12 protein-coding genes are annotated in these 13,963 nt (G+C 45.7%); 1 reads left to right on the top strand and 11 read right to left on the bottom strand.

The window, feature by feature from the left end:
- Positions 1-8 precede the first annotated feature (8 nt).
- The 5 genes from lpdA to NFU07_RS00420 form a co-directional block, all read right to left on the bottom strand.
- Positions 9-1,436, bottom strand: coding sequence for a dihydrolipoyl dehydrogenase (gene lpdA, locus NFU07_RS00440; protein ID WP_251473035.1), 1,428 nt, complete (start codon positions 1,434-1,436; stop codon positions 9-11).
- Between the two features lie 17 nt (positions 1,437-1,453).
- Positions 1,454-2,545, bottom strand: a complete 1,092-nt coding sequence (buk, locus tag NFU07_RS00435; RefSeq protein ID WP_251473033.1) for a butyrate kinase — start codon at positions 2,543-2,545, stop codon at positions 1,454-1,456.
- A gap of 22 nt (positions 2,546-2,567) precedes the next feature.
- On the bottom strand, positions 2,568-3,662 hold the full coding sequence (gene bcd, locus NFU07_RS00430; RefSeq protein ID WP_251473031.1) for a branched-chain amino acid dehydrogenase: 1,095 nt from the start codon (positions 3,660-3,662) through the stop codon (positions 2,568-2,570).
- Positions 3,663-3,687: 25 nt separating this feature from the next.
- Positions 3,688-4,596 (bottom strand): phosphate butyryltransferase, encoded by a 909-nt coding sequence (gene yqiS / locus NFU07_RS00425; RefSeq protein ID WP_251473020.1) that lies wholly within the window; start codon positions 4,594-4,596, stop codon positions 3,688-3,690.
- A gap of 132 nt (positions 4,597-4,728) precedes the next feature.
- Entirely contained in the window at positions 4,729-6,774 is a 2,046-nt protein-coding gene (locus NFU07_RS00420) for a sigma-54 interaction domain-containing protein (RefSeq protein WP_251473015.1), read from the bottom strand.
- Positions 6,775-6,897: 123 nt separating this feature from the next.
- On the opposite strand from NFU07_RS00420, the gene NFU07_RS00415 reads away from it, so the two are divergent.
- Complete coding sequence (locus NFU07_RS00415; RefSeq protein WP_052651730.1) at positions 6,898-7,143, top strand: DUF2627 domain-containing protein; 246 nt, start codon at positions 6,898-6,900, stop codon at positions 7,141-7,143.
- A gap of 27 nt (positions 7,144-7,170) precedes the next feature.
- Here NFU07_RS00415 and NFU07_RS00410 read toward each other — a convergent pair whose 3' ends face one another.
- From NFU07_RS00410 to dxs, 6 genes are all read right to left on the bottom strand, one after another.
- A complete protein-coding gene (locus NFU07_RS00410) occupies positions 7,171-7,896 on the bottom strand; it encodes a glycerophosphodiester phosphodiesterase (protein ID WP_251473012.1) in 726 nt (241 codons plus the stop codon).
- Between the two features lie 136 nt (positions 7,897-8,032).
- Entirely contained in the window at positions 8,033-8,791 is a 759-nt protein-coding gene (gene spo0A, locus NFU07_RS00405) for a sporulation transcription factor Spo0A (RefSeq protein WP_251473009.1), read from the bottom strand.
- Positions 8,792-8,824: 33 nt separating this feature from the next.
- Positions 8,825-10,522, bottom strand: coding sequence for a DNA repair protein RecN (gene recN / locus NFU07_RS00400; RefSeq protein ID WP_251473006.1), 1,698 nt, complete (start codon positions 10,520-10,522; stop codon positions 8,825-8,827).
- Positions 10,523-10,539: 17 nt separating this feature from the next.
- Positions 10,540-10,989, bottom strand: coding sequence for a transcriptional regulator AhrC/ArgR (ahrC, locus tag NFU07_RS00395; RefSeq protein WP_052651734.1), 450 nt, complete (start codon positions 10,987-10,989; stop codon positions 10,540-10,542).
- Positions 10,990-11,183: 194 nt separating this feature from the next.
- Complete coding sequence (locus NFU07_RS00390) at positions 11,184-12,008, bottom strand: TlyA family RNA methyltransferase (RefSeq protein WP_251473002.1); 825 nt, start codon at positions 12,006-12,008, stop codon at positions 11,184-11,186.
- The gene (gene dxs, locus NFU07_RS00385; protein ID WP_251472999.1) at positions 12,005-13,906 is read right to left on the bottom strand and encodes a 1-deoxy-D-xylulose-5-phosphate synthase; all 1,902 of its coding nucleotides are present in this window, start codon (positions 13,904-13,906) and stop codon (positions 12,005-12,007) included. The genes NFU07_RS00390 and dxs overlap by 4 nt, the downstream gene beginning before the upstream one ends.
- Positions 13,907-13,963 lie beyond the last annotated feature (57 nt).

Raw genomic sequence — 13,963 nt, 5'->3', positions numbered from 1 at the left:
TTCCTCCTTTAACTATGGATCGCTTTTCCGTCTACAGCAAGTGCCGCTTCGCCCATTACTTCAGACAAAGTCGGGTGCGGATGAATCGTCTCTGCAATTTCCCACGGCGTTGCATCAAGCACCATCGCAAGGCCAGCTTCAGAAATCATATCCGTTACATGCGGCCCGATCATATGGACACCAAGAATATCGTTAGTTGCCTTGTCAGCGATGATTTTCACAAAGCCATCTGACTCGCCGTAAACAAGCGCTTTGCCGATTGCTTTAAACGAAAATTTGCCGACTTTGACGTCAAAGCCTTTTTCTTTTGCCTGGTCTTCTGTGATACCGACGCTTGCAGCTTCCGGATTTGAATAGATGCAGCGTGATACTAGATCGTAATTGATGGCGTGCGGGTTATTCCCTTTAATATGTTCAATCGCCGTAATTCCTTCGTGTGAAGCCACATGCGCGAGTTGAAGGCCGCCAATAACGTCTCCAATTGCGTAAATATGGGATTCTTTTGTCTGGAACGTATTTTTTACTTGAATAAACCCTTTTTCAACAATAATGTCTGTATTTTCAAGGCCGATGTTTTCAACATTTGCCTGGCGTCCTACAGAAACCAGCATTCTTTCAGCTGAGAAAGATTCAGTGCCGTTTTTCGTTTCTGCCTGGATCGTCACACCGTTGTCGCCTGTTTCAAGGGTTTCAGCCATCACTTTAGCGCTCGTTGCGAACTTGATTCCTTTTTTCGCCAGAAGCTTCTGCATTTCTTTTGAAATATCTTTATCTTCTGTTGGAATGATGCGATCTGCATACTCGATAACCGTAACCTCTACACCGAAATCATTGAGCATGGATGCCCATTCGATGCCGATAACGCCGCCGCCGACAATCAGAATCGATTTTGGAAGTTCTTCCATTGCAAGGGCCTCGTCTGAACTCATGACGAATTTCCCGTCAATTGTAAGACCCGGGAGCGTTCGCGGACGAGATCCGGTAGCGATGATTACATTATTTGGAATCAGCATTTCATTTTCTTCTCCGTTGTTCATTTCAACTGAAATGGTACCCGGATTCGGTGAAAAGATAGATGGCCCTAAAATACGGCCGATGCCTTCATATACATCGATCTTGCCTTTTTTCATCAAGCCTTTGACGCCTGCGTGCAATTGATCAACGATGCCTTGTTTGCGCTGCTGGACACGTGAGAAGTCCAATGAAACTTCGCCTGTGTTCACACCGAAGTCTGCCGCATGGTTTTTCGTCGTCGAGTAGACTTCTGCACTGCGAAGAAGCGCTTTGCTTGGAATACAGCCTTTATGCAAACATGTACCGCCTAAATTTCCTTTTTCAACAATTGCCGTTTTCAACCCTAATTGTGCCGAACGGATAGCAGCTACATAACCGCCCGTCCCGCCTCCAAGGATAACTACATCATAATTTTGTGCCATGAGTGAAGATGACCTCCTTATTCTGATAATGCTGGGTAAACTTTTGCGTCTTCTTCATTTTTTAAAACCCGGACAGCTCCTTCAGCCAATGCCTGAAGCTCGTTTTCACCCGGTTCAATAATTACATCTGAAATCCAGTGGATGCGCTTCGTGATTTCTTCGGTTAAGGCTTTGCCGTGCACTAACGCCCCGGTCAAGATGATGGCATCTATCCGGCCTTCAAGAACTGCGCTCGCCGCCCCGATTTCTTTTGCTACTTGATAAGCCATCGCGTCATAAACCGTTTTCGCTGCCAGATCGCCGTTCTTAATCCGCCGTTCGATCCGGACACTGTCGCTCGTTCCTAAATATCCTGCAACTCCAGAATTTCGGACAAGCTTCAGCAGCATATCCCGCCGGCTATAGCGCCCGGAATAACACAATTCCACCAAATCACCGGAAGGGATCGTACCTGCACGTTCCATACTGAAAGGGCCGTCGCCGTGAAGGCCATTATTGACATCGACTACTTTGCCTCCCTGATGGACGCCTACGGTAATCCCTCTGCCTAAATGGGCGACAATCAGTCGAACATCTTCATAGCTTCGCCCACGTTCTTTGGCATATCTGCGGGCAACCGCTTTCTGATTTAACGCATGAAAAATCGATTTTCGTTCGATGCCGTCAAAGCCCGAGATTCTGGCCAGCGGAGATAACTCATCAACCACTACCGGATCGACAATGAAAGAAGGGATATTCAAGCCGTTTGCGATTTCATACGCAACAATGCCCCCTAAATTGGAGGCATGCTGACCTAATATCCCTTTTTTCAAATCTTCGAGCATTGCTTCATTCACCAAGTAAGTCCCGCCTTCTATCGGACGAAGCAATCCTCCTCTTCCACATACTGCCGCCAGATTCGAGACATTCATGCCTTCTTCATCCAACGCTTCAAGAATCGCTTGTTTTCGAACGGCACTTTGACCTGCTAATGAAGCAAATTCATCAAATTCGCCTGAAGAATGATGGAGCGTTTTCTCCATAATCAAGATGTCGTTGTCAAAAACGCCGATTTTAGTCGCATCTGAAGCGGGATTCAGGACCAAAATACGATGATGCTGTTCTTGCACAAGCGGACCCTCCATTTCTCTATTATCTTCTGCTTAGGATGTCATGTCCGTTGCGCAAAAATTGTGATCTTGAATTTCTCACGCGGTTGATGCGTTCTTCTGCCATGCGCTCTGCAGCGATATAGCTAGGAATGCCATCACGTTTTGAGATTTCAAAAATGCGTGTGATGCTGTCATAGATTGTTTCAACGCGTTTCATCGCACGTTCGTTGTTGTAGCCGTATAATTCATCAGCAACGTTGATTACGCCGCCTGAGTTGATTACGAAGTCAGGAGCATAAACGATGCCTCTCGCTTCCAATTCATCGCCGTGGCGCTCTTCTTTCAATTGGTTGTTTGCAGACCCTGCAACAACTTTTACTTTCAATTGAGGAATCGTATCGTCGTTGATGATTGCGCCCATCGCACATGGAGCGAAAATATCCGCTTCTTGTGAATAGATATCATTTGGTGCAACAGCTACTGCGCCGAAATCATTTACTGCACGTTGTACCGCTTCTTGGTTGATATCCGTAACGATCAATTTTGCGCCTTCTTCGTGAAGGTGTTTGCAAAGTGTGTAGGCAACGTTCCCTACGCCTTGGACCGTAATCGTTTTGCCTTCAAGCGAATCGTCGCCGAACGCTTCAAGAGCAGCGGCTTTCATGCCGATGTAAATTCCGTAAGCTGTTACCGGTGAAGGGTTGCCTGAAGAACCGAATGCAGGTGAGATTCCAGTGACGAAATCTGTTTCTTCATGGATCAAGTCCATATCTGCAACTGTCGTACCCACATCTTCAGCTGTTATATAGCGGCCATTCAAGCCTTGGATGAAACGTCCGAAAGCACGGAACATTTCTTCGTTTTTGTCTTTTAACGGATCGCCGATAATAACTGTTTTACCGCCGCCAAGGTTTAATCCGGCAGCTGCGTTTTTATAAGTCATTCCGCGGCCAAGGCGGATTGCATCTTCGATTGCTTCTTCTTCTGTTTCATAATTCCACATGCGTGTACCGCCTAGAGCTGGTCCAAGCGTCGTATCGTGAATGCAGATGATTGCTTTCAAACCTGAGTTCTTATCTTGGCAAAATACTAATTGCTCGTAGTCGTGCTGTTCCATTCTTTTGAAAATTTCCATTGTAAATTCCTCCTAGTGGGTCTCATTAAATGCTCGATGAGCGAATGGCTAGAGCAAGCGAGAACAATTTCGTTTCTGCGCTGTCTGCCCGGGAAGTCAAGACGATGGGCGCTTTCGCCCCCACAATGACGCCTCCCACTTTCGCTTTTGAAAAAAAGACTAATGATTTATACAAGATGTTGCCTGATTCAATATTGGGGACCAGCAAAATATCAGCTAATCCAGCTGACTTCGTGGCAATCCCTTTGTGTTTGGCTGCTTTTAATGAAATCGCGTTATCGAGGGCAAGCGGCCCGTCTACAATGCAGCCCGTTATCTGACCGCGCTTATTCATCGCAGTGAGAGCAGCGGCATCTACTGTCGCTTGCATAACGGGATTGACGACTTCAATTGCAGCGAGCGGCGCAACGACCGGCATGCAGATTCCAAGTGAATGCGCGAAAAAAACTGCATTCTGGAGTATCTCAGCTTTTCTTTGCAGATCCGGGTTGATGTTCATCCCCGCATCCGTCACAAACAGCAGCCGTTCAAAACCTTCGATTTCAAAGGCGGCAACATGTGATAAAATCTGATGGGTCCGCAAGCCAAATTCCGATTGTAAAACCGCTTTCATTAATACAGCTGTTGGTATATGCCCTTTCATCAATACGTCAGACTCTTTTTTGGAAACTGACTTCACAGCTTCTTCAGCTGCAGATTGAGGATCGGCTGCATGGTGAATTTGTATTTTAGGATGATTGCTCAGATATGGATGGCTTTGTTCAATTGCATACCGCAATTTTCCCATATCATCGAAAAGCCTGAAACTGGCAAGATTTCGTTCGAGCGAGCGATGGACTGCTTCAAGTACCTCTGAATCAGCTGCAGCCGCAACGGCTACAATCGTTTCTTCGCTGCTCGCCGTACTTTCCAGGATTTCAGTTAATGTGGCCATCAAAATCACCCCGTTCCTTCTTTATTAAAACAGATTAAAAGCTAATATATAAGAGATGAAAGCGCTTTATTTCCTTTTTAAGGCTATTTACCGTGCAAATTATTGCAAAACCCTGCAATAACTTGCACAGATTCATGATAAGCCATATTTTTCGAGTTTGTAATATAAGGTGCGAAGCGAGATTTCCAATTGCTTGGCAGTCTTAGATTTGTTTCCTTTGAATTGAGTAAGCGCATGATGCAAAATGCCGCGTTCTACTGCATCCAACTGTTCCTGAAGCGGTACAGAAGATTCAACTACCACTTCGTGCTTTGCTTCAGCCGCCTTCAGCATATTCCGCGGAATGTGTTCTTCGGTTAAAGTCTTGTCATTCATCTGCATGAAAATCATCGAACGGCTGATGACGTTCTCCAGTTCCCGAACATTTCCCGGCCAATCGTATACTTTTAACAATTGCGTCGCTTTTTCCGTGACCGCCTCTACATTCCGGCCGTATTCCTGATTCAATTTCAGCAAAAGCCGTTCCACGATTTGCGGGATGTCCTGCTTTCGTTTGCGCAGCGGCGGAATTAAAATTGGCATACGGTTCAGCCTGTAATAAAGATCTTCACGGAAGGTGCCGTCAAGAAGCGCTTTTTCCATATTCGCATTTGTCGAAGCGATGACACGGACATTGACGGGAATGGGCGTTGTACCTCCGATGCGCAGCGTCTCATGTTCCTGCAGCACACGAAGGAGCTTGCTTTGGAGAGCGGGAGACAATTCCCCGATTTCGTCAAGGAAAATACTGCCGTTGTTCGCTTCTTCGAACAAACCGCGTTTGGCTCCGCTGTTGACGCCAGGAAGTGCCCCTTCTTCGTAGCCGAACAATTCACTGTCGAGCAGCGATTCCGATAAAGCCGCACAATTGACCCGTACGAATTTATTGAATTTCCGCTCGCTGGCACTGTGGATGGCGTGTGCAAACAATTCCTTGCCGGTTCCGGATTCTCCGCGGAGCAATACGGTCACCAAGGTCTGTGCGGCAAGCTTAGCCTGCTGAAGGCTCAATTGCATTTCAGAAGAATAGCCGATAATGTCATCGAAAGTGTATTTCGATTCAAGCGTCCGGATGATGCTCCGTGCCCGGTCCAATTCTTTCATCAGCGACCGGATTTCTGTCGTATCGTGGATAACGCCGACACTGCCTTTTAATTGATTGTCTACGATAATCGGCGCCACGTTGACAATGACTTCCCGGTTCGCAGGGCCGACTTTCAAATTAACCCCCCGGTAAGGCTTGCGTGTTTGCAGCGCTTTTAAGTGCATGCTTTCCCCTTCCGATATATCTGCAGAGGCCGGCTGCCCGATTACATCTGCCATCTGCAAACCGGTAATGCGTGTATAAGCCGGATTCACCAACAATCCATTGCCTTTTTCATCGACTACGGAAATGGCATCATCACTGGACTGGATAATCGCTTGCAGCATCGTTTGGACTTCTTTTAAATCCGTAATCTGCTCCGCTAAAGAAACGACTTCACTGATGTCTTTAAAAACAGCAAAAGCGCCGATGGTATCCCCGTTCTCATCAATCATCGGAAAACGGGAAGTGACAATTTTAGTGCCGTTTTTTAACACCAGTTCCCGGTTCAACTCAGTGCGCGCAGTTTCATAAATGCGCGAAAGTTCACTCGAAGAAATGATTTCATTGACGGGCCGGCCAATGGCAGATTCGATATCCACATTGACCATGCGGGCAGCGCTTCGATTCATGAAATTGACATGTCCGTCTTTATCGATTCCGATCATGCCTTCTTCTATGGAATTAAAAATGATATTCTGCTTATGGCTTTCTTCACTCAGCAACGAAATCAAATGTTCTTTTTCAATCAACAGGCGGACAAGGGCATTGGCGATGCTGCCGGGTATGATTACCGTATTTTCCGAAAAAAATTGCGGCAATTCCTTTTGCACATTTTCACTTCCCGTTACGTTAAAGACCATATCCACTTGTTCTTTGTTAAAGTCCCGGTAATTATCCGTGACAAATATTCCTTCGATACGCGCAGTATGAATCGCCGGCGCATCCAAATTCGTGTCTGCAATGCCGATGACCTGCATATAATCCGATTCCAATAAAATCTGTAAAATGGCAGAGCCGCCAGCGCCGCCGCCGATAATCACTACGTTTTGCAAATGGATTCATACCTTTCTCATACATCTTGCAATAAATTGCAGTCTCTTTTTAAAGGGTACATCAGGAACGAATTCTTGACAACTTAATCAGAATTGGAAACAATGGATGAAAGGAGTGAAAAGATGGGCCGTTTAATCGCATTTATTATTTTGCTGATTCCAGGTATCTTGGCTGCTTATGGCATTAAGCTTATGCGCGATACTTTGTTCAATAAATTATTGGAGCCGTACCCTGCATTATGGCTGCAATTTACACTAGGAACACTGTTTGTTGTTATCGGAATTGGATTTTTTGCCGGCTTCTTATTGAACCGGGACCGCAAAAAAGGGACCGTCGCTGAGAAATTTCAAAAGCGCCCCCAAAAATAAGAATTTACACCTCAAAAAAATTGCGTCTTACCTTTCATAGGCAAGACGCAATTTTTCTTTTATCCGATCCGGGTAATCCGTAATTACGCCAACCAGTTCTGGCGCAAGCTCTCTTAAAGCAGCTTCTCGTCCGAGCAGGCCATAGACGCGGATATTCTTTTTCATTTTAAGCAAGTTCTTCAAAAATTCCATGGAATACAGCCGTTTATGGAGATGGATGCTATCGATCCAAACCATTTTTTCAATCTTTTCAAGCGGCATTCCTTTTTTAATGATCAAAGCCATCTCAGTGCCAGGCATCAAGTCTTTCATCTTGCGCAGCAATTCTGCGTCGAATGACGAAAGATGAAAGTCTCCCGCCCCTTCAAGCATCGCCGCCAAAATTTCAGGTCCTTTCGGATGGGTAGATACCGATTTTTTCATTTCTATATTCAAAGGCACATTTTTTTCTTTCGCCCATTGAAACACTTCGTAAGCAAGCGGAATGGAATGGCTAGTGAACCGCCGTTTCCAGCGTTTGCCGATTTTAATATCCTTCAGTGATTCGTAGTTATGCTCTTCTATTAAGCAGTTCTTTCCGCTGAGCCGCTTTAAATTGTCGTCGTGATAGACCACTACAACTCCATCTTTCGTTATTTGTACATCCAACTCGATGCCCACTCCGAATTCACATGCTTTTTGGAAAGCGCTCCATGTATTTTCCAACATGTAGCCGGAGGCGCCGCGGTGAGCGTACACTTTAACTTCAGACACGTTTTATCATCCTCTTTCTAATATAAAAAAAGCCAGGCTTGTTTCCCCGGCTTTTCTTTCTATTTTTACTCCGATGAACAGACATTAGCTGAGTTTTTAAGTCCAACGATTAAATAGAATCAATCGCATATTCTTATTATAAATGATGATCGTGGCGAATGCTATCGGCAACCATTGCAATGAATTGCGAGTTGGAAGGCTTCGACTGCAGATGCTCTTCGCTATAGCCGAAAATCTTGGAAATGTGGGTGGTCTCGCTTTTATTCCACACCAATTCAATCGCATGGCGGATCGAGCGCTCCACTCTGGCAGGGGTCGTATCGAAAATATCGGCGATTCCCGGATAAAGGGCTTTTGTGATCCGGTTTAAGATATCCGGATTTTCAAGCACCAACGAAACTGCTTCTTTCAGATAAACATAGCCTTTAATATGCGGAGGAACGCCGATATCTTTCATCATCGTACTGATGCGTTCTTCTTTTAAGGTTTCCCCGCTCGCTGTCTGCTGCGGAATCGACCGATTTTGCATGATGTGGTTGATCTGCACAGCAAGGCGCTCGGTTTCAAACGGCTTCATGATAAAGTAAGAAGCACCGTATTGGGCAGCTTGGCTCATAATCGATTCCTGCCCGAATGCCGAAAGCATAATTACGTCGATTCCCCGTAAGTTATCATCTTCTTTGATCGCGTCTAAAACAGCTATTCCGTCTAGATAAGGCATGATGATGTCCAATACCAATATATCGATTTTCTGTTTTTTCAGCATTTCAATACACGTTTTTCCGTTGTATGCGATTGCGACAACTTCCATATTCGGTTCTTTGCTTAAATAATCGCTCATCAGCCTGACAAGTTCACGATTATCGTCCGCAATTGCAATTTTTATCTTATCCATCAACTTTTCCCCCTGTTGACTGCTTTTTGCATACTACCTCATGGTAAGTTTTCTGTCGCGCGCAAGCGTCAGTAATTCTTCGGCATGCTGTAAAGTCAAATCAGTAATTTCTGCTCCTGAAAGCATTCTGCTCATTTCTTCTGTCCGTTCATAGCCCTCTAGTTCATGGACCGCTGTAGTGGTACGCTGTTTCTCCACTTTCTTTTCGATGAATAAATGCTGGTCGGCCATAGCTGCCACTTGCGGCAAATGCGAAATGCACAGAACCTGGGAATGAACCGAGATGGCAGCGATTTTTTCGGCGATCGCTTGTGCCACTCTGCCGCTGACTCCCGTGTCCACTTCATCGAAAATAATGGAAGTAATGCCTTGGTGTTTTGAAAAAATCGTTTTCAGCGCAAGCATCATCCGCGACAATTCCCCGCCGGAAGCCACTTTCGTCAATGGCTTTAACGGCTCGCCAAGATTGGTTGAAATGTAGAACGCAATCGCATCACGGCCATTGCGGTCAAACCGCCCACTCGGCAGCGAGGCAAAATTCACTTCGAAAGAAGCTTTCCCCATATGGAGTTCACGCAATTGTTCCATGATGGCTTTGCTGAGCTTGGCAGCTGCTTTTTTACGCAAGATCGTCAGTTCTTCCGCTTCCACGCGCAGGTCTTCCGTCAATTCCTTCAGCTTTTCCTGGTCAAGCTGAATGCGCTGGTCACGATTGATCAATTTATCCAATTCATCCACTTGCGTTTCGTGATACAAAAGGATGTCTTCCACCGAAGCTCCGTATTTCCGTTTAAGCGATTGGATCAAGACAAGACGCTGTTCGATTTCATTCAACCGGGCTGGGTCGAATTCCATATCATCCAGTATCCGTTTAATATCAGTCGATACGTCTTGGATCAGATAAAAGGCGCTCGAAAGCGTTTCAGAATGGCTATTCAGCTGTTCATCCACTGAAGCAGCATGCTCGAGTTCCGACATCGCCGAACCCACCCAATCAAGTCCCTTAGACTCTCCCTGGATAGCTTCATGGGCGGCCGATACCGATTCGAAGATTTTATTGAAGTTTTGAAGTTTCTTGCGCTCTTGCTGAAGCTCTTCCTCTTCCCCTGCTACCAGTTCGGCAGCTTCAATTTCCCGCAATTGGAACGTCAACAAATCGATGCGCTGTGCAATTTGCTGCTCATTTTCATTATAAGAGGCAAATTCCCGTTTCAGCTTCATGTATTTATCATACGTATGGGAATAGCTTTCTCTCGCTTTGGTCAAGGTTTTTCCGGCAAACTGATCCAGCAGATAAAGATGCTGCTTTTCATCCATCAATTCCTGGGTCTCGTGCTGACCGTGTATGTCAATGAGGGCAGCGCCCACTTCGCGCAAAATAGAGATCGTGACAAGCTTGCCATTGATCCGGCAAACATTTTTTCCCCGGTCATTCAATTCCCGGCGCAGAAGAATATCCCCATCACTCGAATCGATGCCGAATTCCTCTAATTTGCGAAACACCGGATGCTTTTCATTATCCAGTGTGAACAATCCTTCGATTTCCGCTTTTTTAGCGCCATGGCGAATAAACTCTTGGCTGCCTCTTCCCCCAGCCAATAAATGAACCGCATCGATGATAATCGATTTGCCGGCCCCAGTTTCTCCAGTCAAAACCGTCAACCCTTCTGTAAAGCTCACTGTTAAGGAGTCGATAATAGCAAAATTGCGTATATCCAATTCCCGAAGCATACCCATCCACCTCTTTTTTAAAGCATTTCAATTAAACGCTGTTTTAAGATTTCGCGCTGTTCCACGTCACGGCAAATAATCAAGCACGTGTCGTCCCCGCAAATGGTCCCTAAAATTTCTTCCCAGTCCAAATGGTCAATCAAGGAACCGATAGCATGGGCATTTCCCGGCAAGGTTTTCATGATTAGGAAATGGCTAGCCCCGTCGATGCTGACAAACGCATCTGTCAACGCACGATGCAATTTTTGCATCGGGTTAAATCGCTGGTCTGCCGGAAGGCTATATTTATAACGGCCGTCTTGCAGCGGCACTTTCACTAAATGCAATTCTTTAATATCTCTTGAAACGGTCGCTTGTGTCACTTCATAGCCTGCTGATTTCAATAAGTCGACTAGTTCATCCTGCGTCTCGATTTCACGGTTCGAAATCAGATCACGGATTTTGATATGGCGTTGGCCTTTGTTCACGGTTTATCCTCCTAGAATGAATAAATATTCTATTTCCTTAATATCGTACCTTTAAACAGAGGCGCTGACAAGTCAATTAGAAAAACACGAAATTTACTGGTTAAATTGGCAGTTCTGAAATACGACCAATGAAATTTTCATTTGCCAAACAGGCCCATTTTCACAAAAAGAAAACACATTCCAAATGGAATGTGTTATAGACGCTCGTGTGCTTCCTGCACGGTAGCTTGAACAGTTTGTTCTGAGACCGCTGCAATTTCCTCGCCGTCCAAAGCGGACTGAAGATGGAAAAGAAATTCAATATTCCCTTCTCCCCCAGTAATAGGGGAAAAAGACATATTTCGCAGGTGGAATCCGGCATCCACCGCAAAGCCGCCGACTTTCATCAGCACATCGCGGTGAGTTTTCGGTTCACGTACAATCCCTTTCTTTCCAACAGCTTCACGTCCAGCTTCAAACTGCGGTTTCACTAAAGCGATGACATCTCCGCCTGGGACGATGATTTCTTTGAGTACCGGCAAAATGATGCGCAAGGAAATGAAACTCACATCAATCGTTGCAAACTCTGGCAAACCTTCTGTAAAATCTTCCGGTTTCGAATTGCGGAAATTGGTGCGTTCCATAACGGTGACACGTTCATCCTGCCGAATTTTCCAAGCCAGCTGGTTATAGCCGACATCCAGTGCATAGCAATGCTTCGCGCCATTTTGCAAAGCACAATCCGTAAAGCCGCCAGTCGAAGAACCGATATCGAGCATCAACTTACCCTCGACGGACAAATCAAACTCTGCTATGGCTTTTTCAAGCTTCAATCCGCCTCGACTGACATATTTCAAATCATTGCCTTTCATCTGCAGCGGTGCATCTTCCGGAATTTTTTCGCCAGGTTTGTTCATGCGCTCTTCATTGGAATAAATGATGCCAGCCATGATGGCGCGTTTTGCTTTTTCCCGGGTTTCACAAATTCCCCGTTCCACGAGGAGAATATCCACCCGTTCTTTTTTCACTTTATTGGTCATACGTTCGTTTCCGCTTTCGCAGACGCATTTACACGGTTTTTGATGACTTTAACAACTTCATCGCTGTTCAAATGGATTTCATCCATCAATTCTGCCACATCGCCGTGTTCGATAAATTGATCCGGAATACCAAGGCGGTCGATGACTGCGCCGCGGTAATCATTTTCTTCAGCAAATTCAAGAACGCCGCTGCCGAAGCCGCCTTGCAGCACTGCTTCTTCAATCGTTACGATCGGCACATTGCGTCCGAAAATTTTATGGAGCATGGCAGTATCCATCGGTTTGATGAATCGTGCATTGACCACTTCTGCCTGAATGCCTTGTTCACGCAATTGTTCCGCTGCATGGAGCGCCATTGGAATCGTCGTTCCGAAAGTCAAGATTACAGCATCTTTGCCTTCTTCTAACACTTCCCACGAACCGATCGGCAATGTCGTCAAATCAGCATCCATCTCAACGCCTAAACCATTTCCGCGTGGGTAGCGGAGTGCGATTGGGCCGTCATTGTATTCGATGGCAGTTTTCACCATGTGCTGTCCTTCGTTTTCATCTTTAGGCATCATGATCACCATATTCGGCAAATGGCGCAAGAACGCAATGTCGAATACGCCTTGATGCGTTTCGCCATCCGCTCCAACTAATCCCGAACGGTCGATGCCGATGAAAACATTCAAGTTTTGGCGGCAAATGTCATGGACAACCTGGTCATAGGCACGCTGAAGGAACGTAGAGTAAATCGCCAAAAATGGTTTCATGTCTTGCGTCGCAAGCCCTGCAGCCATCGTTGTTGCATGCTGTTCCGCGATGCCGACATCAAACATGCGGTTAGGGAACTCAGAGGCAAATCCTTCAAGCTTCGAACCGACAGGCATTGCTGGTGTAATGGCTACAATGCGATCATCTGTTCTTGCGAGTTTCCGTACTGTTTCTGCAATCAAGCCGCTCCAAGAAGGCGCTTTTGAAGATGATTTCACAAGATCTCCTGTTTCCATCTTATAAGGCCCGATGCCGTGCCATGTTCCGATGCGGTCTTGTTCAGCAGGCAAATAACCTTTGCCTTTTTTCGTAATCACGTGCAAAAGCACTGGCCCGTCCATCTTTTTCGCATATCGAAGATTTTCTTCCAGCTCTTCCAGATCATGGCCATTGATCGGCCCAAGATACGTAAAGCCTAACTCTTCAAAGAACATGCCAGATACTAGCAAATACTTCAAACTATCTTTGACGCGTTCTGCTGTAGAAGCCAATTTCCCGCCGACAGCCGGAATTTTCTTCAACAGATATTCCAAATCGTCTTTGACTTTATTGTATTTGCCAGCTGTCCGCATTCTTCCGAGAACGCTGTGCATCGCGCCGACATTCGGTGCAATCGACATCTCGTTGTCATTTAAAATGACAATCATATTCGTTTTAGCATGCCCGATGTGATTGAGTGCTTCAAAAGCCATTCCGCCGGTAAGCGCACCATCTCCGATAATAGGAACAACATGGTTTTTAGCTTTTTTGATATCGCGCGCAGCTGCCATTCCCATAGCAGCGGACAAGGAAGTGGAGCTATGTCCGGTCTCCCAAACATCATGCTCACTTTCGTTGCGTTTCGGGAATCCGCACAAGCCTTTGAATTGGCGCAATGTATCAAATTGGCTAGCGCGTCCTGTCAAAATCTTGTGGACGTATGACTGATGCCCTACATCCCAAATGAATTTGTCTGCTGGACTGTTGAAGACTCGGTGCAAAGCGATAGTCAGTTCAACTACACCTAAATTCGGACCGATATGCCCACCTGTTTTTGATAAATTTTCAATAAGAAATTTCCGGATATCTTCGCTTAATTCAACGAGCTGTTTATGATCCAGCTCTTTTAAGAAAGATGGACTAGTAATCGTATGCAGATCCATTCCATCACACACCTTTTTCTATATTTTTCACCGTAAAATTACCTTTACCTATTATAA

Origin of the sequence: Planococcus sp. NCCP-2050, assembly GCF_023708025.1 — a bacterium.
Classification (GTDB): Bacteria; Bacillota; Bacilli; order Bacillales_A; family Planococcaceae; genus Planococcus.
The sequence above is the reverse complement of the archived record's forward strand: the minus strand, read 5'-3'. Positions and strand labels throughout refer to the sequence as shown.